General features: G+C 35.4%; 24 protein-coding genes. 2 read left to right on the top strand and 22 right to left on the bottom strand.

Annotation, left to right across the window (positions count from 1 at the left end):
• Positions 1-45: 45 nt before the first annotated feature.
• The 6 genes from IV494_RS01625 to IV494_RS01600 are packed head-to-tail and all read right to left on the bottom strand — an operon-like array spanning position 46 to position 5,509.
• Positions 46-843: a response regulator transcription factor gene (locus IV494_RS01625; protein ID WP_196078428.1), complete on the bottom strand. Its 798-nt coding sequence runs from the start codon at positions 841-843 to the stop codon at positions 46-48.
• Positions 844-903: 60 nt separating this feature from the next.
• The gene (locus IV494_RS01620) at positions 904-2,001 is read right to left on the bottom strand and encodes a glycosyltransferase family 4 protein (RefSeq protein ID WP_196078427.1); all 1,098 of its coding nucleotides are present in this window, start codon (positions 1,999-2,001) and stop codon (positions 904-906) included.
• A 2-nt stretch (positions 2,002-2,003) separates the two neighbouring features.
• Positions 2,004-2,933: a glycosyltransferase family 2 protein gene (locus IV494_RS01615; RefSeq protein ID WP_196078426.1), complete on the bottom strand. Its 930-nt coding sequence runs from the start codon at positions 2,931-2,933 to the stop codon at positions 2,004-2,006.
• 2 nt (positions 2,934-2,935) lie between these two features.
• Positions 2,936-4,105 (bottom strand): glycosyltransferase family 87 protein, encoded by a 1,170-nt coding sequence (locus IV494_RS01610; protein ID WP_196078425.1) that lies wholly within the window; start codon positions 4,103-4,105, stop codon positions 2,936-2,938.
• Between the two features lie 19 nt (positions 4,106-4,124).
• On the bottom strand, positions 4,125-4,937 hold the full coding sequence (locus tag IV494_RS01605; protein WP_196078424.1) for a 2,3,4,5-tetrahydropyridine-2,6-dicarboxylate N-succinyltransferase: 813 nt from the start codon (positions 4,935-4,937) through the stop codon (positions 4,125-4,127).
• A 35-nt stretch (positions 4,938-4,972) separates the two neighbouring features.
• Positions 4,973-5,509: a C40 family peptidase gene (locus IV494_RS01600; protein ID WP_196078423.1), complete on the bottom strand. Its 537-nt coding sequence runs from the start codon at positions 5,507-5,509 to the stop codon at positions 4,973-4,975.
• Between the two features lie 155 nt (positions 5,510-5,664).
• On the opposite strand from IV494_RS01600, the gene prmC reads away from it, so the two are divergent.
• The gene (gene prmC / locus IV494_RS01595) at positions 5,665-6,513 is read left to right on the top strand and encodes a peptide chain release factor N(5)-glutamine methyltransferase (protein ID WP_196078422.1); all 849 of its coding nucleotides are present in this window, start codon (positions 5,665-5,667) and stop codon (positions 6,511-6,513) included.
• 493 nt (positions 6,514-7,006) lie between these two features.
• On the opposite strand, the gene IV494_RS01590 is transcribed toward prmC, so the two are convergent.
• The 15 genes from IV494_RS01590 to IV494_RS01520 form a co-directional block, all read right to left on the bottom strand.
• Positions 7,007-7,672 carry a rhomboid family intramembrane serine protease gene (locus IV494_RS01590; RefSeq protein ID WP_196078421.1) on the bottom strand — a complete coding sequence of 222 codons (666 nt, stop codon included), beginning with the start codon at positions 7,670-7,672 and terminating at the stop codon, positions 7,007-7,009.
• 42 nt (positions 7,673-7,714) lie between these two features.
• Positions 7,715-8,023, bottom strand: coding sequence for an ATP-dependent Clp protease adaptor ClpS (locus IV494_RS01585; RefSeq protein ID WP_196078420.1), 309 nt, complete (start codon positions 8,021-8,023; stop codon positions 7,715-7,717).
• Between the two features lie 26 nt (positions 8,024-8,049).
• Positions 8,050-9,408, bottom strand: coding sequence for a hemolysin family protein (locus IV494_RS01580; protein ID WP_196078419.1), 1,359 nt, complete (start codon positions 9,406-9,408; stop codon positions 8,050-8,052).
• A 135-nt stretch (positions 9,409-9,543) separates the two neighbouring features.
• Positions 9,544-10,275: a T9SS type A sorting domain-containing protein gene (locus IV494_RS01575; RefSeq protein ID WP_196078418.1), complete on the bottom strand. Its 732-nt coding sequence runs from the start codon at positions 10,273-10,275 to the stop codon at positions 9,544-9,546.
• A 618-nt stretch (positions 10,276-10,893) separates the two neighbouring features.
• The gene (locus IV494_RS01570; RefSeq protein WP_196078417.1) at positions 10,894-13,233 is read right to left on the bottom strand and encodes an autotransporter outer membrane beta-barrel domain-containing protein; all 2,340 of its coding nucleotides are present in this window, start codon (positions 13,231-13,233) and stop codon (positions 10,894-10,896) included.
• A 6-nt stretch (positions 13,234-13,239) separates the two neighbouring features.
• Positions 13,240-13,716, bottom strand: coding sequence for a T9SS type A sorting domain-containing protein (locus IV494_RS01565; protein ID WP_196078416.1), 477 nt, complete (start codon positions 13,714-13,716; stop codon positions 13,240-13,242).
• Between the two features lie 306 nt (positions 13,717-14,022).
• Entirely contained in the window at positions 14,023-14,880 is an 858-nt protein-coding gene (atpG, locus tag IV494_RS01560) for an ATP synthase F1 subunit gamma (protein ID WP_196078415.1), read from the bottom strand.
• A gap of 71 nt (positions 14,881-14,951) precedes the next feature.
• Complete coding sequence (atpA, locus tag IV494_RS01555) at positions 14,952-16,529, bottom strand: F0F1 ATP synthase subunit alpha (protein WP_196078414.1); 1,578 nt, start codon at positions 16,527-16,529, stop codon at positions 14,952-14,954.
• Positions 16,530-16,547: 18 nt separating this feature from the next.
• Positions 16,548-17,087, bottom strand: coding sequence for an ATP synthase F1 subunit delta (gene atpH / locus IV494_RS01550; RefSeq protein ID WP_196078413.1), 540 nt, complete (start codon positions 17,085-17,087; stop codon positions 16,548-16,550).
• Position 17,088: 1 nt separating this feature from the next.
• Positions 17,089-17,586 (bottom strand): F0F1 ATP synthase subunit B, encoded by a 498-nt coding sequence (gene atpF / locus IV494_RS01545; RefSeq protein ID WP_039348210.1) that lies wholly within the window; start codon positions 17,584-17,586, stop codon positions 17,089-17,091.
• Positions 17,587-17,688: 102 nt separating this feature from the next.
• A complete protein-coding gene (gene atpE / locus IV494_RS01540) occupies positions 17,689-17,883 on the bottom strand; it encodes an ATP synthase F0 subunit C (RefSeq protein ID WP_039348418.1) in 195 nt (64 codons plus the stop codon).
• A 55-nt stretch (positions 17,884-17,938) separates the two neighbouring features.
• Positions 17,939-19,090, bottom strand: a complete 1,152-nt coding sequence (gene atpB / locus IV494_RS01535) for a F0F1 ATP synthase subunit A (RefSeq protein WP_196078412.1) — start codon at positions 19,088-19,090, stop codon at positions 17,939-17,941.
• Between the two features lie 73 nt (positions 19,091-19,163).
• On the bottom strand, positions 19,164-19,553 hold the full coding sequence (locus IV494_RS01530) for a hypothetical protein (RefSeq protein WP_196078411.1): 390 nt from the start codon (positions 19,551-19,553) through the stop codon (positions 19,164-19,166).
• On the bottom strand, positions 19,537-19,815 hold the full coding sequence (locus IV494_RS01525) for an AtpZ/AtpI family protein (RefSeq protein WP_196078410.1): 279 nt from the start codon (positions 19,813-19,815) through the stop codon (positions 19,537-19,539). Before IV494_RS01525 ends, IV494_RS01530 begins: the two co-directional genes overlap by 17 nt.
• 107 nt (positions 19,816-19,922) lie before the next feature.
• The gene (locus IV494_RS01520) at positions 19,923-20,483 is read right to left on the bottom strand and encodes a transposase (protein ID WP_196078409.1); all 561 of its coding nucleotides are present in this window, start codon (positions 20,481-20,483) and stop codon (positions 19,923-19,925) included.
• Between the two features lie 239 nt (positions 20,484-20,722).
• On the opposite strand from IV494_RS01520, the gene ffh reads away from it, so the two are divergent.
• Positions 20,723-22,093: a signal recognition particle protein gene (ffh, locus tag IV494_RS01515; protein WP_196078408.1), complete on the top strand. Its 1,371-nt coding sequence runs from the start codon at positions 20,723-20,725 to the stop codon at positions 22,091-22,093.
• Positions 22,094-22,168: 75 nt separating this feature from the next.
• Here ffh and IV494_RS01510 read toward each other — a convergent pair whose 3' ends face one another.
• Positions 22,169-22,780 carry an outer membrane beta-barrel protein gene (locus tag IV494_RS01510; protein WP_196078407.1) on the bottom strand — a complete coding sequence of 204 codons (612 nt, stop codon included), beginning with the start codon at positions 22,778-22,780 and terminating at the stop codon, positions 22,169-22,171.
• Between the last annotated feature and the right edge of the window lie 140 nt (positions 22,781-22,920).

Here is a 22,920-nt window from a genome sequence, read left to right as displayed (position 1 = left end):
GAACTTGCGAGATAACACAAAAAAACAAGCTAGTAAATCGATTATTTACATCAATTGGTTTTGAAGAACATAGTTTACCAGCTCACCAGAAGTTCTGCATTGCGTTTTTGTACGAAGATTCCGTTTATGATTTTCCACGGTGTGATAAGAAATAAAAAGTTTTTCGGCGATCTCCGGCGTTTTTAAACCATTGATTACACACACTAAGATCTCCCGTTCTCTTTTTGTGATATGAGGAATATCTAAATTCTCAATTTTCTTTTGGTCGACGACCGCCAAATAATAAGGGTTTTTCTTATTTTTTGTATTCATAATGGTCATTCTCGGCTTATTCACAATTTCAAAAGCACCAAGATCTGTGATGCAAACTAAGCCGGCAAGTGATTTACCAAAGTCATCATAAATAATTTTGGGGAACTGAAAAACAACCCACCGCAACATTTTATTTTTATCCTGCATTCTACAGTAGATACTGAACTTCAAATATTTTTTCTCGTTCTGATCTGCTTTTTCAAGAAAATCAACCATAAAATCTGTAGCACCAAAAAAGTAACTGAAATCTTCTGGTGGAATGATGTGCTGCAAAAAATTGGGATAATGTTTTTTCCATTCATCTTTTCCAAATGGCGTTAGTTGATGAATATTGTCGCTACTGTCTAAAACCTGCAAATCTTTGCTCGAAACAAACCAAAAATAAGGAGCTATTGCAAAATTAGCAAGCTCTTCAATATCATTTTTCAACAACTTTAAAATTTCATTTTTATTAGAAATATCGGTTCCATATTTCTCTTTGAATTGATTAAAGTCTAAAGGTTGAATCGAAATATCTTTAGGTTCATCCATAACTTTTGAATAAAGATTTTAATTTTTGAATTGGAAAAAGAATTTTTTACCAAAACTAAATTACAAAATGCTTTCGTAAGCTTGCATCAATTCATTGGAAATTTTATCGTCATTAAATTTTTGAATGAATTCTAAACTCTTTTCAGCTCTTCGCCTTCTTTCCGATTCATTGTTCCACAGAAATAAGATCTTAGCTTTTATATCTTCAAAATTGTAAGGATCTACATAAACCGAATCTTTTCCGCCCGCTTCCGGAAGACAACTTACATTACTTGTGATAACAGGAGTTTTTGAAAATAAAGCTTCGATTACGGGAATTCCAAAACCTTCAAATAAACTTGGATAAACAAAAATATCTGCGAGTTTATAAATCACGGCAAGCTCGTCCATCGAAACATTTTCTAAAAAACAAACTTGTTTATTTAATTTATTCCTTCTTAAAAATTTCTGAACTTTTTTAAAATATTTTGTTTTTTTACCGATTACAATTAATGGAATTTCGGTTCCGTTAATGGCTTTTACGATATTCAATAAATTCTTTCTCTCCTCGATCGTTCCAACATTTAAAATAAATCTCTCTGGAAGCTTGTATTTTACATTAACTGAATTGATAAAGTGTTCGTTTTGTTCTTCTTTAAAGGCTTGATGACAACCCTGGTAAATAACTTTGATTTTATCCTCCGCAACTTTTAAAAACTGAATAATATCTCGCTTCGTCTGTTCAGAAATGGCAATAATTAAATCTGCCTGTTCCGCAGCTTTTTTGAACTTCCAGAAATGGATTTTCCTATCAAAGAAAGAATAATATTGGGGAAATCTGAGGAAGATTAAATCATGAATGGTGACAACTTTTTTTATAGGTTTATCATTCCATTTTAATGGCAGTTCGCCGGAAAGTCCGTGGAAAATATCAGCATCGTTCTGTTGTGCATCTTTTCCCATTAATAACTGTCGGGAAAAATTCCCTTTCGAAGTTTCGACAAATGAAACACTGGGAAGTTTTAGAATATCGATGCCTTTTTCTGATTGATTTTTATTAAAAAGTACAAATTTATTTTCAGGAAAATAAGTCGCTAAAATCCGGACCAGATCGCGGGAATAGTTTCCTAAACCTGAGCTGTTATTGAAAAAACGTTTTCCATCAAAAGCAATTTTCATCTTTAGAAATTTTTAGAACGGATGATATAATTCGGTCGTTCTTTTACCTGTTTAAAAATTTTCCCCAGATAAATTCCTATAATCCCGAGGATAATTAACTGGAGTCCTCCAAAGAAAACGACGGTCATAATTAAGGAAGCCCAACCTGAAATTTCGGTCTGCGAAATAAAAGAATGAATAACATAAATCCCATATCCGATGATAGAAAAAATAGAAAAGATGAAGCCAAGATACGCCGCTAAATACAATGGTTTTACGCTGAAAGCTGTTATTCCTGTGAAAGCAAACTTCATCATTTTCTTAAGATCATAACTGCTTTCTCCAAAGGCGCGTTCACCAGCTGTAAAACGAATTCCGGCTCGTCTGAAACCCATCCAGTTAGATAAGCCACGAAGAAATATATCAGCTTCATTCATATTGCGAACAACATCTACGACGGAAGCATCCATTAATCTAAAATCAGAACCGCCGCCTTCTGCAAGATTAACATCGGAAATAGCAGATAAAAATTTGTAATATAAAGACGAAGTTTTTCTCTTAAAAGCAGAGATCTGTTTAGGATAAGTTCGTATCGTATAAATGATATCAAATCCTTCTTCCCACTTTTTGATCATTTCCGGAATCAATTCTGGTGGATGTTGCAAATCAGCATCCATCGATATTACAGCGTTTCCGTAGGAAAGGTCCATACCAGCTTTTACGGCAGGTTGATGACCAAAATTTCGGGAAAACTCTATAAACTTTACTTCCTCAAACTGGTTTGCTAATTCTTCTAATTTCGCTTGAGTTTGATCCCGACTTCCATCATTGACGAAAATTATTTCAAAACGGTAATTTTCGAGTTTAGAAAAAACTTCTTTGATTCTCTGATGGATCAAAAGAATATTGCCTTCTTCATTATGAGCGGGAATGACGATGGAAATTTTCTTCACTTTTAATCTAATTTATAATCTTTTTGAAAATCTTTGGTCAGGAGTTCGTAAATTACTCTGAACCAAACGAAACAACAAGGTAAGGCTTTTAGAGAATATTTAATGACATAATTTTCTTTGATGAATTTCGGAAATAGATCTGAGAAGGAAAAGCAAGTTAAAATAATGACAAAAATCAACAATCCAATTACTAAAGGTGTTTTTTCTTTCTGAATAATAAACCAGATCATCACACCAGCAACTGCAATAATATACGTGGGAGATTCTGATCCAGAACTAAAAAGCACAATAAATAAAAGCGTTGAGGATAAAATCAAGAGTTGAAACGGAAGGTTTTTGTATTGCTTGATCCTTAAATAAGGAAGTGCGAAAACGAACATTCCCGGAAGTAAAAAAGTAAGGTTAGAAATCGATGCATCACCTAAAACTCTTCTTACAATTCCCATCAAAGAAAAATCCTGTCGATTTCCTAAAACCTGATTCGATACATTTTTTTCGGACAATGACAGAAACCAATCTGCATAAGACTGAATTCCGAAATGATAGCTCGAAAGCAACATTGGCAAAACAAAAAACAAAATTCCGAATCCTATTAATGCTAAAATAAATTTTAATTTATTCTTTACAAAAAAGAAGGCGGAAAGTCCAGCAATCCCATATAGTTTTACAAAAAAACCGATCATTATCGCAAAAGCCGACTGGGTTTCTTTTCTTTCATAAATATAAATTGCAGACAATATTAACAATCCTGTTAAAGCGATATTAAATTGCAAACTCACTGCAGCTGTGATAAATTCCTGCAAACAGAGCCACGCAAAAAAGGCTTTTTTCTGATTAGAAAAAGGAAGTTTATGAATCGCAAAAAGAAAAACCAAAGTATTCGCTACATTCCAAAGAGGCATTCCTAACCAATCGGGAAACATCGCAAAAGGAGCTATGAGTAAACTAAAAAATACGCCGTAATGATTGGAATCCAGATGAACTTCGGGATACCGAAGGTAAATATTATTCTCGCTGATCGTATTATAGAAAACGTTTTTGAAGATCAAATAATTATTATATTTCGTTGGACCGCCGCGGAATTTTGCAATTGCTGACAAAACCGATACAAGCAGATAAATCCCAAATATATATTTGGGATTTGAAATGAATTTTAAAAATTTATTTTTCAAAATTGTTTAGAATTAATATTTAAACCGATACATTATTTTCTCTCAAAGCATCATTAAGAGAAGTTTTTTTGTCGGTTGACTCTTTTCTTTGTCCGATAATTAAAGCGCATGGAACCTGATATTCGCCAGCAGGAAATTTCTTCGTATAACTTCCGGGAATCACTACAGATCTTGAGGGAACTCTGCCTTTAATTTCTATTGGAGTTTCACCCGTCACATCAATAATTTTCGTGGAAGCGGTAAGCACAACATTTGCACCCAAAACTGCTTCTTTTTCAACATGAACACCTTCTACAACAATACATCTCGAACCTACAAAAACATTATCTTCAATAATTACGGGAGCCGCCTGAAGTGGTTCTAAAACGCCACCAATTCCTACTCCGCCGCTGAGATGAACGTCTTTTCCGATCTGTGCACAACTACCAACAGTTGCCCAGGTATCGACCATTGTTCCTGAATCTACATAAGCTCCGATATTGACATAAGAAGGCATCAAAATTACGCCGGGTGCGATATAAGCGCCTTCGCGAGCGACTGCAGGAGGAACAACACGCACTCCTTTTTCTGCATAATTTCTTTTCAAAGGCATTTTATCATGAAATTCAAAAGGACCAACTTCAATGGTTTCCATTTTTTGAATTGGGAAATACATTACCACTGCTTTTTTTACCCATTCGTTCACTTTCCAACCGGTTTCAGTAGGTTCAGCTACACGAAGTTCACCAAGATCCAACTGACGAATAACTTCGCGAATCGATTTGTGGTTGTCTTCATTTTTTAATAATTCGCGGTTATCCCAAATATTTTCTATTGTTTCCTGTAATGTCATTACTTATTTATTTTAATTGAAGTTTGGAAGCAAATTTACAAAACTCTTCTTGCGAAAAGGTAGGCTTTGTTCCAGTATTTTTCGTTGAGAGAAGAAATAATAACACCTTTGGAAGTGGAGGCGTGAATAAATTTCACTTCACCTTCGTTTCCAATGTCGTGTACAATTCCGACATGCGTGACTTTGGTTCCACCTGCTGTTGCAAAAAAGAGCAAATCACCGGGTTTTGTCTCTCTGATGGTTATTTGTTTCCCCGCGTTGGACTGATCTTCGGAACGGCGTGGAAGTTTGGTGTTATTCTCGTCGAAAACTTTGGTTGTAAATCCAGAGCAATCGAAGCCAGAAGAAGTATTTCCGGCATATTTGTAAGGAGCACCGAGATATTTTTCGGCATCTTTTAAAATTTCTTTGATCTCGCCATTTAAACTTCCGGAGAAGTTGGATTCGAGGGTTTTGAGATCTGCAGTTTTAGCGACTGTTTTGGTAGGAATTGATCTCTTAACAACAGTTTTTGAAGCTCCACAAGAAACTAAAAATAGAAATCCAAGGATTGCAAATAAACACTTTTTCATATTTTATTTTAGTGGTTCTCAAAAATAGTAAAATTATTTTCATTTGACAGAACTTTTAGAATTTTTCCGTGATTTAATAAATGTTTTGAATGATTTTGAATTGATTTTGCTAAAAAGGAATTATATTTAAAAATTACTTTATTGCCGAAATAATCATGACTATTTTAGAATTTAAAAAAATATTTACCGAAAATTTATCTTCACTTTACACTCACCCAGAAAGCGCAGAACTCTACTCTATTTTTATTGAAAGAGAAATCGGCTACAGTAAATTTGAGCAACGACAATCTGGGAATGAAAGGCTTTCTGAAATCCAGATTGAAAATTTAAATAATATAATTTCTCAATTGAAAACGGGTAAACCTTTTCAACAGATTTTGGGAGAAACAGCGTTTTATGGCTTGAAATTTTTCGTGGATGAGAATGTTTTAATCGCACGTCCGGAAACGGAAGAATTGCTGGAGTTAGCGATTGATAAGATTAAAAAATCAGGATTAAAAAATGAGCTGAAGATTTTGGATATTGGAACCGGTTCTGGAATTATTCCGATCGTATTGAAAAAGCATTTTCCTGCAGCGAAAGTTTCTGCGATTGATTTTTCGGAAGATGCTTTGAAGACTGCGAAAAGAAATGCAGATTTTCACGAGGTTGAAATTAATTTTATTCATCAGGATTATCTGAATGAAGAATTAAAGGAATCTTTTGATGTGATCATTTCTAACCCACCTTATATTGGGATTGAGGAAGAAGATGAGATCGCAGATTCGGTGAAAGAGTTTGAGCCGAAAATGGCTTTATTTTCTCCGAATTCAAATGCTTTGGTTTTTTATGAAAAAATTGCACAGGATTGTGAAAAATATTTGGTGGAAAATGGATTGGTTTTTCTAGAGATCAATCAGAAATTAGGGATTGAAACGAGGAAATTGTTTGTTGGTGTTTTGTCTGAAGTTGAGTTGATGAAGGATCTGTCGGGAAATGAGAGGTTTGTCTGGGGAAGAAAATAGGTTTTGGCTAAAGCCAACTTCCTTTTGAAAATTTTTGAATAGGCTAAAGCCCGCTCCTATTGATTTTTTGAGGTTTGGCGCGAGCGAAGCGAGCGTCGACAAGTTTTAATAGAGAGTTTTACCCAAAATAGATTTTTATTTTAATCTATTACTTTTTCTTTTTGATATTCACACTTAGTCGAAATGACAAAAATCGCCAAACTGTAAATAAATTATTTAATATTTGAAGATAATTGGATGAAGGATCTGTCGCGAAACGAGCGGTTTGTTTGAGGAAGAAAATAGGTTTTGGCTAAAGCCAACTTACTTTCGGCAATTTTTAAACGGGCTAAAGCCCGTTCCTATTGATTTTTAGAAAAAACACCTGAAGTTTTAGCCCCGGTTGTAGTGGAAATCCTTTTTTATGATTGTTGTAAAACAATTATAAAAAAGATTGTAGCGGAAAACGGGTATGATCCGGGAACAAAGCGGAAATCTTCGGGCTTCTAAAAAATTAGTTAATTTTCTTTTTTACAAATACTTGAAACGCCATATACAACAATGGTAAAGCCATAATTCCGAGATAAAAACCGTTTTCGATCGCCATCTGCGGGAAAGTTGCTACAACATAAACCAAACCGAAAAATGCGCCTCCTAAATGGGCAGCGTGACCAATATTATCGTGTTGTTTCGGATTCAACATCATATAAACGGAGTAACCGAAGTATAAAAATCCGAAAATATAACCGGGAAGACTGAACTGCGGTGGAAGAAAAATAATCCCAATTTTAATCAAATTCGGATACAATGCAACACTGGCAAAAATAATTCCCGAAACACCGCCACTTGCGCCGATCGCGGAATACCAGGATTGGTTTTTATACAAATAAAGGCTGAATAAATTGCCGAGTAAAATGGAACCGAAATAGATCAAAAGAAACCCAGCTGGGCCGAAAGACTCGAGAATTGGTTGACTGAACATGTACAATACATACATATTCAGCAGTAAGTGCATGAAATCTGCATGTAAAAAACCCGCAGAAATCAATCTTATATATTCTTTGTCGCGTATAATCGCTCCGACATTGAACTTGTATTTTTCGAACAGTGACTGATTCGTAAAACCGATATAACTGATGATCGACGTGGCTGCAATAATGATTAATAAAACTGAATTCATATTTTTTTATAAAAAGAAAAGTTTCGAAAAACGAAACTTTAGTTAAACAATTTCTGAAGTTAAACTCCGGGAAAGTAATTTTTCATGCATCGGCTTCAGAATTTCTAAACTGCCGGTTTTTACAGTGCATTTTCCTTTGTAATGAACGAGCATTGTGCATTGTTCTGCCTGTTCTAAAGTGTGTCCACAAATTTCAACTAAGGCATCGATCACGTCATCGAAAGTATTTACGTCGTCGTTCCAAAGGACAATTTTGTAAACTTCGTCTTCTTTTTCGAGCAATGCGACATCTTCGTCGTATTCCCGCTGTGGATTTTCGTAATCCTTAATGTTATAAACTGTACTGAACATATTTTTTGAATTTACATGTTAGACTCTTACAATTCTGTCATTTCGTCTGAAAGCTCATCGAGAAGACTTGGTTCGTCATAAACCAGTTCAACTAAATCGACACTTTTATTCTGCATTTTAAGAATTTTTACGTGATAATTATTTATGTTGAACTCCTGATTTTCTTCTGGAATATCTTCCAGTTCATGCAATATGAATCCTGCTAAAGTATTGTATTCACCATCTTCAGAAAGCGGGAATTTTTTGGGGAGATTTTCATTGATCTCATCTAAAGGCTGCGTCGCCTTTACCCAGAACACATTTTCGCCTACTTTGTCAACGATTCTCTCCTCATCGTCTTCTTCATCCTGAATTTCACCGACTAATTCTTCTAAAATATCTTCCAGAGTGACGATTCCTTCCGTTCCACCAAATTCATCGATCACCACCGCTAAATGCTGCTTTTTCTGCTGGAAAACTTTCAACAAGTCAGAGATCTTTTTACTTCCAACAACAAAAAATGGATCACGCATTAATTCTTTTAAATCGTCGTGATTAATTGCGCCTTTTCTTTTAACATATTCCCGAATAATTTCTTTGGCATAAAATATTCCTATAATGTTGTCAATAGAATTTTCGTAAACAGGTAGTCGGGAATAACCACCTTCCATAATGATGTTGATGATATTTTCAATCGGTTCCTCAATATCGATGGAAGAAATGTTCTGTCTCGGAATCATGATCTGTTTCGCAGAGTGATCTGTAAAATCAAAAGCATTTTTTATGATTTCGTAGTTTTCTTCTTCGATCGCGCCTGAGTCTGCCGACTGCTTCACCAGTAATTGTAATTCTTCAGTCGAATGAATTTCCTGATCTGAGGCAGGATGAATTTTTATCAAACGCAAAAAGGCATTCGACATATGATTCATCGACCAGATAAATGGTTTAAAAACGGTATAGAAAATACGAAGCGGCATGGCGATCGCCATCACCGTAGGTTCTGCCTTTCTGATCGCAATTGATTTCGGGATTAACTCTCCGAAAACAATATGCATTACGGTGATTATAAGGAAACTTAAAACTAAAGAAATAGTCGTGATGGTGCCGTCTGCAACTGCTAAATTAAAATAATGAAAAACATTTTCAATCACATGATGCATCGCACTTTCGCCGACCCAACCTAAAGCAAGTGAAGCCAAGGTGATACCTAACTGAGTTGCCGATAAGTATTCATCTAAATGTTTAATTATGTGTTCGGCCTGTTTCGCCATGGAATCTCCATCGGCGGCTTTGAGTTGGATTTGGGAGTAACGAACCTTAACGATAGAAAATTCTGCGGCTACGAAGAAACCATTGAGTACTACTAAGAATAAAGCCAGTAAAAGCTTGACGACGTCTGAGTCCATTTAATTTTTTAAAATAATTGATGCAAAGATACGTAAATAAAATAATTATAATTTCCCTTTGTAATCTTTGAAAAATTGCGATCCGTAATAAAAGCATCTGTAATACAGATGCTTTCACTTTAAAATAATTTTGAGCTATTGTTTAATAAACTTGATCGTTTGTTTACGCTCACCATCTTTAACAGGAATTAAAAGATACATTCCCGGAGATAATGTTCTGACATCAATATTAAAATCTTTTGCGCTGTTCAACATACTTTCTTGCTTTACCACTTTTCCACTAGCATCATAGATCTCGAAAACTAAATTTTTGAAATCTTTCTGCACATTTAATTTAAGAAAATCTTTTACCGGATTTTGTTGTAAAGAAATGTCATTGCTGAAAACCCCACCTTCATTTGATTTTAATAAAGCTCCAGGTGCAACAACAATTTGCCAGGAGGCAACGCTTGATGCATCACCCTGACCATAATCATACACAACCACTCTCCAAGTTCCATTCAACGTTTTACCCGTTAAAAATGGAGTCATGCTCCCCGGATTATGAGTTGGATATGGTGCAGCACTTAGTGTTGGTGCATAATTTCCAGAAGGAACAGGAACACCTAGTGCGATGGAAGCCGCATCGATAAGACCCGTATTGGCAGAATTAAAACTTAAGATATTCGCAGCAATAAATGACGATGAATCCCCACAACTGCTATTAATATTTGCACCAATTCGTCTGATTAGTGTTATAGCTTGTCCCTGCGGATTTACTATATCCACCGCAACATCACCAAGCCATGCTGCTGAAATGGCTACGTTAATTGTAATTTTTGTGGCATCAGCGATCGTTCCAGCAAGTGGGATCGTGATATCTGACATATTCACACCAGGCTGCGTTCCAAATCCGCATCCGGAAATTCGAGTTGTTGCATCTACTGCCGCTGTAGCGGTTGTGTTTTGGAAAATTTGTGCTTGTACAAGACAATTTGATGCAATTAAGCTGATTGCAATAAAGTAAAGTTTTTTCATGATGTATTAGGTTTAGTTATTGTACAAATTTAAACACTCTTTTCCACCAACTTTACCATTAAAACACCCACTTTTAATATTAAAAAAAAAAGACTGTGAAAAATCACAGTCTCAATTTTATATTTGAAGGAAAATTCAAGAAATATTAAGTTGTTGTTTATGAGGAAAGAACTCTAAATTATCGGCATCATCAACACTCTATTTGAATTATTAAAAGATATTTTAAAATTATCTGCATAATAATTCGCATTATCGATAACTTTCCACATTTCATTTGATCTAATTCCCTGCCAACTTATATTTCTCTGAAATAGTATTCGTTCACTTAACCAGACTCGAAGTTACTTTCAACCACTTGAGACGAGCTTAAATTTAAATTATAATATTAAATTTTCTTTCAACAAATTAAAAATTGCCAACTCTTTATAGATTTACAGTGAAGTTGGCAATTATAAGATTATCTATTTGCTATTTAGTTATTTTAGATGTACTTTTTAGTTCACTTTCTTTTTTAGCGGCATCAATGGCGGCTTTTATTTTTGATCTAAAAGCTTTACTATGTTCTAATTGCTGCTTAGTTTGTTGAGCAGCATCTCTAACTGCCGTATTTTTAAATTGTGATTTTTTATCTGTTGGCAAATAAAATGCACTCATCGATTCAGGTTGACCATAAGCAGCTGGTGTAAGATATTTACCTCTCATAAAAGCAGGTTTATCTTCTTCAGCCTGTAGATTATTAACTTTTTGCATGTAGGCATCGTTTCGAACACCCATTACTTGCCAGCTTACTTTCACATTCGGTACACTGGTTGTAATCTCAAATTGATTGTTGCTTATCTCTTTGCTTACAATTGCTTGAGAAAACGTACCAATAGCAGTCAACTGATAACGGTAGTCTTTATTGATGCTTTCAAAATAATTGGGTAATTTTACGATTGCTTTCCCACTTGCATTGGTGGCAATATTTCCACTGTAATTGTTTAAAACCTCTGGTCCTTCAACCGCAAAGTGTCGAAGCAATTTATTCTGTGGATCCATTGGATTATCTATGGTAAACGGCTTTGGACCAGTTGTTGTCAATGTTCCATTAACGAAGACTTTACCGACAAAATATCCCGCATAAGAATTAGCTGCTGCTATTTCATCCTGTCCGAAAAGCGCTATGTCGAATCCTACACTGGATGAATTACTATCGGTAACTGCTACTACTCCTATACTACTGTTTGCGCCACCGGAAGCCATTCCCAAAACTCCATAATTATATTTATTTACAGCACTTGTGGAAGTACCTGTGACTCCAACTCCAACGGAACTTCCGCTCACATTATATCCTTTGCCCACAGATTCCGCGTAAATACCCTGCCCGCTACCATTAGCTCCACTGAAATAACCAGCTGGATTTGCAGGATCAGCATAAGAACTTACATTTGTTATATGATCATTGTTATTATTTACGATCTTAATTCCAACTGTCGTTAGAGGAATATCATTATTACCACTTGTGATTACATTTGCACCGATGGTTTTACCATTCGTTGTACTCGATCCTGAACCAGAACCACCAGTCGCACTAATGTTTGCGCCGTACGCATCACCTTCAGCTAAGGAAAGTCCTATGTTATTGCTTCCGTAAACGATACCTGTTCCATAGCCATCTGCTTCATTGTAAGCACCATACGCAGGAGCAACATCCTCTCCATATCCAATATTAGCAGCTCCTGCGGATTGCCCAAAGCCATCACCAATATTTATTGCACCTGTGGTCATGCTGCTTCCTCCATCGGGTCCACCTGCTGTAATATTGTTGATTCCAGTGATGTCTTTATCGCCACTGGTTTGTGTGATCATATCAATTCCTATTGCTTTTCCGAGCGCTGAAATATTGTTGTAGATTCCGGTCGCATTTGCAGCAGCACCTCCTTGACGAATAAAAGTTCTAATTCCGGATGCGTTTCCAGTTCCAAAATTACCCACATCATTAAAAATACCGTTAACTGATCCGCTTGTGGTGATGTGGTTATTATAATTATCTAGCAGTACTCCTGTGTAGGAAGCCGCCGCATCAGAACTTTGATCAGTGGTCCCGTAAAAAGCAACATTGTTTTTTGCTTTCCCCGCATTGCTATACGTTCCCACATTGGCAGCTGCTGTAACAACTGAATTATTCGCAATTGTTCCCACCCTTGTATTATTATTAGTACCACCTGTATACCCGATATCACCTAATGGGATATCTACGGAACCTTGCCCATTTACATAAAATTTTGAGGTAGGTGTAGCATTGTTTATTCCTACACCATTTCCATCATCGAATATCTGACTGTTGCCTAAAGTTGAAGTTGTGGTAAATTTTGAGACATAATTTACGGTTCCAGATCCTGTAGAACTACCGCCGTTGGCTGCAAAAAGCGCATATGGTACACTCATTAATTGCGACGTTGCAGTGATGGTGTAAGAAGTTCCACCAGTTGGGTCGGTTTCGGTTTTAATAAAATACGGTCCTGTTGCCCAGTTTATTGCGGCAAAAGTTCCATTTACCGCAGTTCCGCTACCTATCTTTAATGTTGCCAATCCATTATTATTGGTAGTTGTAGTTTGAGTTTCAACAAAAACCGGTGTACCCGCATCTGATCCTTGTAAAACACTAATTTTCATGCCTACATTGCTATTAGTAATCAACGCATTACTGCTGTTTCGCACCACTGCCTGATAACTCATTAAGTTTGGAGCTTGCGCAAAAGTGTTCATAAAATAGAAAAAAGAGCTAACAATGAGCACTTTTTTCAAGATGTTGTAAATTGTTTTCATATTGTGTTAATTTTTTATTATTTTAAAAGATTTAATTGCTTTCTGATTATCAAGAACTTGGAGAATGTAAGTTGAACTAGGGAATTTTCCCATCATAATTTTAGTTTCAGTTTGGGTAATATTTTGTTTAAGAAGCAGTCGTCCCTGAGCATCATAGAGAATTACAGTAATATTTTTTAAAGAATAATTTTCCATTTTCAAGGTAATATCTGCCGCGGTTGGGTTGGGATAAATTATCGCTTGTAGCGTAATTCCGGCAAAATTCTCAGTTCCCAGTGTTGCGATTTCAAAAGGTTGTTGGACCCCCTGACTTACTGAACCACCACTTCCTGAAGTACTTTCATTAAATACCTGACCGTAGGAGTAGCTTACATTTCCATTTGTTCCGGTGGCATTTCCACCAGAAGCATCAGTTGCCTGTTGTGCAGGACAAATCCCAAAGCACAAAAGCAACAAAATCATTAGTTGCAATTTTTTCTTCATCTTTATTAATTTAATTGGTGATCGTAGTTATAGTAGTTTAAGAAAAAAGAAGATTTAATATTCATTTGCATCGTTCTGAAATGTTATATATTTCTAAATATTTTTTTTCTCCAAAGGCTTCTATTTTGGAACATTTTACCTTTATCTAAACCCAGATTTATTGTTTTTAGAGCGTAAAAGTAGAATATGTCTTAGCTATGATATAGAGTGTAATAACCCAATTTGAAAAGGTGGAATAACCCAAATTTGCACAAAAAAAAGACTGTGAAAATTCACAGTCTTTTATATCGATTAAAAATTTATCGCTTAAGAATTCTTCAAAGCTTCCGCTCCACCAACAATCTCCAGGATCTCATTGGTAATTGCAGCTTGACGAGCTTTGTTATAAAATATTTTCAACTCATTTCTTAGTGCTTCAGCGTTGTCGGTCGCTTTGTGCATTGCCGTCATTCTCGCTCCGTGCTCTGATGCTACTGAATCTAAGATCGCTTTGTAAACTTGAGTTTTAATAGATTTAGGCATTAAAACATTCAAAATTTCTGCCGCATTTGGTTCGAAAATATAATCTGTATTTACAGCGTCTTTCTTTTCGGCCATTGCAATAGGTAAAACCTGCTCAGAATGCACTTCCTGAGTCGCAGCATTAATGAATTTATTATAGATCACAAAAACTTTATCAAATTTTCCTTCTTTATAATCATTCATCACATTTTCCACGAAATTGGAAACGCCCTGAAAACTCATCGAATCAAAAATTGCGCTTTGGTTATCATATACTTTTCGGCTTCTTCTCACCGCGTCATATACTTTTTTACCCACAGAAAGAATTTCAACTTCATGTTTGGTATTGCTGATCGATGTATTTAATTCTTTGATTACTGAAGAGTTAAATGCACCGGCAAGACCTTTGTTAGAAGTCACTACAATATAAAGAACCGTCTTTACTTCTCTTTCCGCAGTGTACATCGAAACGCCTTCCAGATCTGTAGTGGAACTTACATTTTCAATAATTTCCTGCAGTTTTTCAGAGTAAGGTCTCAACATCACAATTGCATCGGTTGCTTTCTTTAGTTTCGCTGCTGAAACCATTTTCATAGCACTCGTAATTTGCATTGTGGAAGAGATCGAAGTAATTCTTGCCCGTATTTCCTTTAAATTTGCCATTCTTTGAATTCAAAGTTTAAAAAATTCAGTATTCAAAACCAAGATTTTGAATACTGAAGTTTGAATATTTTTTAGTTGTATTTGGAAGCTAATTCTGCTGCCGCCTGTTTTAGAACTCCTGTAATGTCGTTATCAATTTTACCTGTTTTAATGGCTGCCATTGTTTCAGGGTGTTTTGATCTCAAAAATGCAACATATTCTATCTGGAATTCTTTCACTTTGTTGATAGGAACATTTTTCAAAAGATTTTCAGTTCCGGAATAGATCATCGCAACTTGCGCATCAACTGGAAGTGGTGAATTTACAGGTTGTTTCAAGATCTCTACGTTTCTTTCTCCTTTAGAAATAACTGCTTGTGTAGAAGCATCAAGGTCAGAACCGAATTTAGCAAATGCTTCTAATTCTTTGTACTGTGCCTGATCTAATTTCAAAGTTCCGGAAACTTTTTTCATTGATTTGATCTGAGCATTTCCTCCAACACGAGATACAGAAATACCTACGTTGATCGCTGGACGAACTCCTGAGTTAAACAAATCTGTTTCCAGGAAAATCTGACCGTCTGTAATTGAAATTACGTTCGTTGGGATGTATGCAGAAACGTCACCTGCTTGAGTTTCAATAATAGGAAGTGCAGTTAAAGAACCACCCCCTTTTACAATTGGTCTCAAAGTTTCTGGTAAATCATTCATCTGAGATGCAATTGTATCATCTTTGATCACTTTTGCAGCTCTCTCCAATAATCTGGAGTGAAGGTAGAAAACGTCTCCTGGATAAGCTTCACGACCCGGTGGTCTTCTTAATAATAAAGAAAGCTCACGATAAGCTACCGCTTGTTTTGATAAATCATCATAAATAATTAAAGCTGGTCTACCAGTATCGCGGAAGAACTCACCGATCGCAGCTCCTGCCATTGGCGCGTAAACCTGCATTGGAGTTGGATCTGATGCGTTTGCTGCTACAATTACTGTATAAGCCATCGCACCTCTGTCTTCTAATGTTTTAACAATTTGTGCTACGGTTGAACCTTTTTGTCCAATCGCAACATATATACAGAATACAGGTTCACCTGCATCATAAAATTCTCTTTGGTTGATGATCGTGTCAATCGCAACGGTAGTTTTACCAGTTTGACGGTCACCAATAATCAATTCTCTCTGACCTCTTCCTACAGGGATCATAGAGTCGATCGCAACAATACCAGTTTGTAATGGTTCAGTTACCGGTTGACGGAAAATTACTCCCGGAGCTTTTCTTTCCAAAGGCAATTCATAAGTAACACCAGCAATTGGGCCCTTTCCATCGATCGGGTTACCAAGAGTATCAACTACTCTTCCCAACATACCTTCTCCTACTTTAATAGAAGAAATTCTTTTGGTTCTGTTAACGGTATCACCTTCTCTTACCAATTTAGATTCACCAAGAAGTGCAACACCTACGTTATCTTCTGCAAGATTTAGTACGATCCCTTCAATACCACTTTGGAATTTTACCAATTCTCCGTACTGAACATTTTCTAAACCGTATACTAAAGCGATACCATCACCGATGGTCAATACAGTTCCAACTTCTTCCACATTTGCCTGTGTATCAAAGTTTGCTAACTGTTGTTTAAGAATTGCAGATACTTCTGCCGGATTTATTTCTGCCATTTTATGGTTGTTTTTGTCTTAATTTAATTGAAATTCTTTTTGAAGCTGTGTCAATTTCGATTTTACCGAAGCATCAATCTGCTGATCACCCACTCTCAAAATATAACCTCCTAAAATATTAGGATTAATGATGGTCTTCACGTCAAATTTATTGTCGTGATTCACCAAAGCTGAAGATTTTAAAATATTCTGGATATTTTCCTGAGAAAGTGAAGTTGCAGCAGTCAAAGTAATTCTTTGAACTCCATTAAGATCTTCTACTTTATTCACAAATTCCTGAGCAATATTCTGCATTTGACTTTCTCTTCCGTGTTTAATGACCATGGTGATCATATTTATGGAAACTGGAGAAAAGCTTTTAAAAATTTCAGAGGCAATACTAATTTTTTTCTTTACATCGATAATTGGCGAACCGAAGAAATTCTGCAGTTCTTTAGAATTACTGATGGTTTTCACAACATCGCCCATTTCAGAGAAAACAGAAGCAGTGCTTCCAGATTCCTGCGTGAAATTAAGCAAACCTTGTGCGTATCTTTTTGCTACTTTACTTGTAAGCATTTTAGTTCAGGTTAGATTTGTTAAGCATATTTTCTACCAAAGCATTCTGAGCACCATCGTTATCCAATTTTTGTTTCAAAATTGTTTCTGCGATGTTTACAGATAAAGTACTGATCTGGTTTTTGATATCTGACATTGCAGAAGCTTTCTCAGCCTGAATAGACTGTCTCGCTTGCTCAATCATTTTATCGCCTTCTGTTTGCGCCAAACTTTTTGCTTCACCAACAATTCTGTCTTTGATTTCTCTGGCTTCTTTTAAAATGTTATCACGCTCCACTTTCGCTTCACGGATAATTACTTCGTTTTCAGCCTTTAAATTTAAAACTTCCTGTTTTGCCAATTTAGCTTGGTTCAAAGAATCTACGATGGTCACTTCTCTTTCATTTACAGCATCCATGATCGGTTTCCAGGCAAACTTTCTTAAAACCAAAAGTAAGATGATGAAAATTATCGATTGAATGATAAATAAACCTGATGAAAAATTTTCTAATAATCCCATATGAGTTATAATAAAATAGTGTAATTAATTCTTTTAATTTTTTAAAAAATCACCTGCCGTAACCAACCGTTCCCGGCAAGTGATAAATTGTGTAGAAACTTCTTAGTTTACTGCGAATAATGCAGCAAAAGCAACTCCTTCTACAAGAGCTGCAGCGATCAACATCGCTGTTTGAAGTTTACCAGCTTGCTCTGGTTGTCTAGCCATTCCTTCCAAAGCAGCAGCACCGATTTTTCCGATACCGATACCTGTTCCGATTACTACTAAACCTGCCCCAATAATTTTTGGGATTACCATTCCTGCTGTTGCAACGTCTGCCATAATATAAATTTTAAAAAATTAGTTTCTTTTATTAATGAGCCATTCCTTCTTCCCCTTCATGACCGTGCTCTTCGTTTGCCATACCGAAATATACTGCAGAAAGCATGGTGAAGATATACGCCTGTAAAAACGCTACCAAAACTTCCAGCAAATAAATAACGAATGTCAAGAAAGGAAAAGCAATTCCTGCAATTACGTTTTGGAAATAATAAATCAAAGCGATCAAACTCATCACGATAATGTGACCTGCAGACATATTCGCAAAAAGACGAATAAGCAGGGAGAAAGGCTTTATAAACAATCCAATGATCTCAATCGGCATCATCACTATTTTCATTGGCCAAGGCAATCCCGGCATCCAGAAAATGTGTTGCCAGTAATTTTTGTTCGCTGTAAATTGTGTGATCAGGAATGTTAATAGAGCTAAAGCGAAAGTAATCGCGATATTCCCAGTAACATTAATCCCGAAAGGCATTAATCCAAAAATGTTTAGGAAAAGGATAAAGAAAAAGATGGTTAATAAATAACCCATGTATTTTTTGTAGTTCGCACCGATGTTTGGTTTTGCAATATCGTCTCTGATAAACAAAATAACCGGCTCTAATATTTTAGCAGCTCCAGACGGAACTAAAGATTTCTTATAACTTCTTGCGATCGAAATGAAGATTAAAATTAACATCAATGAAGTAATCAAAATCATTAATACACTTTTAGTGATTGAAAGATCTAAAACTTTTTCATTTGTTGAGTGACCTTCTTCATCAGGATTTAAGGTTCCGTTCGCATCTGTTTTATAAATTTTCTCGTGAGAAAGAGCGTAATGACCTCCTTTACTTTCTACAACTTGTTCACCGTGGTGAAATTTTGAACTCATAAAAGCGTGAATTCCGTTTGCGCTGTCGTAAAAAATAACCGGCAAAGGAAAGCCAATGTGATTTTCTGTACCATCAGCATTTTTAGAAACCATAATATCGAAACTATGCGCATCTAACAAGTGATGATCAATGTAGGTTTTATTTTCAGATTTAGTTTTCTCAGCTTCAGAAAGCGGCGCTGCAACTTCGTTTGAAGCGGCCGTTACACCAACCGGTTCGTTATTAGAAACAACTGCAGTTTCGTGCTGTGCGAACGATGTTGAAAATGTCGATAAAAAACCAATTATAAGTACTACTCTTTTCAGCATTGCTATATCTTATTTTAAAGTTTTGCAAAAATAGGACAAATATTCATAATATAAAAATCATTTTTTACTGATTTTATTCATCTTTTGCCTCAACAGTAACTTCATCTTTGTTGATCAACTTCACCGCATAAAGGGTTTCGAGCAACAAAGAAATTAAATAAGGAATTATAAAATGAATTTTATAATTTGGAACTTCACTTAAATTGAGCTTTTTCATTGTCAAAAACATAATCATAATCTTAAACATGACCAATCCCATGAAAGCAAAACCGATATATGTCGGATAAATTTTCTTAATAATCGAAAGAATTGTCAAAACCATGACGAAAAGCAAAGTCAGAAAAAGATAATATTTAACAAAAGTAGTTTCGAAACCGATATTCAAAATTTGCCAAATTGCAAAATGGACGAAAAACATCACAAAATAGAGAACGATATATAAAGTGTTATTTTTTATTTTCATTATTCTGGACTTTTTTTAATTGATTTAAAAGATTGTAGAATGCGAGACCCATTCCGAGAAAGCCGATTGCGACCGTTAAAAGTTTGTTTGGAAGTTCTAAATATTCATTCAGTTTATTTCCACCCCAAAATGCCAATCCCATCGTTGCCAACATTTGAAAAACAATAGCGGAATAAACACCGTATTGCCGAAGACCATTTTTATTATAATTCTTCTGGTCTTCTTCGTTAAATTCCTGATTGGAAGGATTCTCGTTGGCCATTAATTTGTTTTTGCAAAAATAGGGAAAATTTCGTGATGACATTTCGTAGAGACGCGATTTATCGCGTGTCAATTACAGTCGATAAAAACGGTAAATGAAAACATTAGTTATTTTAAGATATCTTTTCCCCAATTTGCAGGATTATTAATGATATAATTTTCAATATTTCGTAATGAAAGTTCGTCTCTAATAATATGATCATAGAATCTGGCTTGCCAAGAAAAATCTTCATTTTCTTTCCTAATTTCGAAAGTACATTTGCCTTTGAACCATCTCACAATCTTTGAAACATTATCATTTAACATCGGATTTTTCTCACCAGCAAATCCTCCTCCTGTACTATTTAAAATCCCTTCTCCTAAAATCTCACTGATTGTATTATGAATTTTGGTATTTTTTGTAATTGATAAAATAGCATGAAAGTGATTTGGCATTACAATAAATTTTCCTATCTCCGCAAAATCAAAATTTTCCGGAACTGATTGCCAATTTTTATACACAATTTTACCTTCTTCTGTCAATTCCATTTCACCATTAATAATATTCCCGAAATGATTGATTCTATTTTTAGTGCAAATTGTGATAAAGTAAATTCCATCAGAAGAGTAATCCCATGACTGCAGTCTTGCGGAATTTCTATTGTACATATTTTGGAATTTATCTTGCATTTTGTAAACGAAAATATTATCAATTAAATTTAACGATTTTGTTTTAAATAGATCGTAGATACTCTGAACTTCTTTGTTTATATTAATTAATATTTTTGATTCTAATCGAATTCTTTTTTTTATTGACACGCGATAAATCGCGTCTCTACGTGAAATCATCAATAAAATGTCAGGTTAAATAATTTCAATTTCAAATCCGCAAATATTTCCCTATTTTTGCAATTCTTAAATAAAATACAATGTTCAACAGTTTACAGGATAAATTAGATAAAGCGCTTCATAATATTTCGGGGCGTGGGAAAATCTCAGAAATCAACGTTGCAGAAACGGTTAAAGAAATTCGCCGTGCGTTGGTAGATGCCGATGTGAATTATAAAGTTGCGAAAGATCTAACCAAAAGAGTTCAGGATAAAGCTTTAGGACAAAATGTTTTAACGAGTTTAAGTCCGGGACAATTGATGACGAAGATCGTTCACACAGAACTCGTTGATTTAATGGGTGGAACGCAAGAAGGAATTGATCTTTCCGGCAAACCAAGCGTTATTCTAATTGCCGGACTTCAAGGTTCTGGTAAAACTACTTTTTCTGGTAAACTGGCAAATTTTTTAAAGCAGAAGAAAAATAAAAAACCACTTTTGGTTGCGTGTGACGTTTATCGTCCGGCGGCAATTGAACAGTTAAAAATATTAGGAGAACAAGTTGGAATTCCTGTTTATACAGAAGAAGGCGCCGTAAACCCATCTTCAATTGCAGAAAATGCAGTTAAATTTGCAAAAGCGAATGGTCACGATGTTGTGATCGTGGATACAGCGGGACGTTTGGCGATCGATGAGCAAATGATGAACGAAATTAAATCAGTTCATTATTTCATTAAGCCGAATGAGACTTTGTTCGTCGTAGATTCCATGACCGGACAAGATGCGGTGAATACTGCAAAAGCCTTTAATGATGCTTTGAATTTTGATGGTGTTGTCCTTACGAAATTAGATGGTGATACTCGAGGTGGAGCGGCTTTAACGATTCGTTCTGTGGTGGAAAAACCAATTAAGTTTATTTCGACGGGAGAAAAAATGGAAGCACTCGATGTTTTCTATCCGGAAAGAATGGCAGATCGTATTCTTGGAATGGGTGATGTTGTTTCTTTGGTTGAAAGAGCTCAGGAACAGTTTGATGAAGAAGAAGCAAAAAAACTTCATAAGAAAATTGCCAAAAATGAATTTGGTTTTGATGATTTCTTAAAACAGATCAATCAGATCAAAAAAATGGGTAATATGAAAGATTTGATGGGAATGATTCCAGGAGTTGGAAAAGCCATTAAAGATGTCGATATTCAAGATGATGCGTTCAAACATATTGAAGCGATGATTCACTCAATGACGCCGGAAGAAAGAAGACGACCTTCTTTAATTAATACGCAACGAAAAAACAGAATTGCAAAAGGTGCCGGTAGAAAAATTGAAGATCTTAATGCTTTGATGAAACAGTTCGAGCAAATGGGTAAAATGATGAAGATGATGCAGGGACCACAAGGAAAACAAATGATGGAAATGATGAGTAAAGGAATGCCGAAGGTACCAGGAATGGGAGGCGGAAATTTATTTGGAAAATAAAATCTAAAAATTACCAGATAACAAAAATCCCGATTCATAAGAATCGGGATTTTATATTTTGTTGATTGTGTCTTATTAAAACTTGTAAACCAAACCTAGAGAAATATCTCTTAAATTTAATCCAATATTGAAGTTTTCAGTAGACTCAGCACCATCAGCATCTGGTTTTACAGAAGAGTAGTTTAAAATTCCAACAGAAGCTTCTAAAGCGAAATTTTTCGAAAGGAAATAATTAACACCCGGAGCAATACCGAAACCAAAGCCATTTGCTTTACTATCAACGGTACCACCAATTCCGTTATTTACTGTTGTTTTAGCAGTAGCGTAATTAACATTTAATTCACTAAAAATAGAGAATCTTGAAGCAGGCATCCAGTAATATCTACCAAAAAGTCCAGCTGTAAACACATCTGATGTATTTTTAAATTCTTTATCAAGAACTTTAGTAGTTGCAGTAGCATTCATATACTCCAATCTAGCTCCTACTGCTACGTTGGAAGTTACAAAGTAACCTACGCTCGGAGCAACTGTAAAACTGTCATTTTTGAAGTCACCCTCTTTTTGAGAACTGTATCCTACAGCTCCGGTCATGAAAGTGTTACCTTTGTTAAAACCTACTGTTTCAGTTTCCTGAGCGTTTACTGATGCGAAAAGTGCAACCGCACCTACAAGCAATATTTTTTTCATAGTTTAAAAATTTAAGTGGCAAAAGTAATCTTAAATTTCAACTAAAAAAAAATGATTTATATCATAAAAAAATAGGCTTAATCAGACCTCTCTCTAAATTAAAAGGCTGTATCACACTTGGTGACACAGCCTTTTAATTT

This window comes from Kaistella gelatinilytica, assembly GCF_015679325.1.
In the GTDB taxonomy this organism is placed as follows: domain Bacteria; phylum Bacteroidota; class Bacteroidia; order Flavobacteriales; family Weeksellaceae; genus Kaistella; species Kaistella gelatinilytica.
Note: the sequence above shows the minus strand (reverse complement) of the source record. Positions and strands in the feature narration are given on the sequence as shown.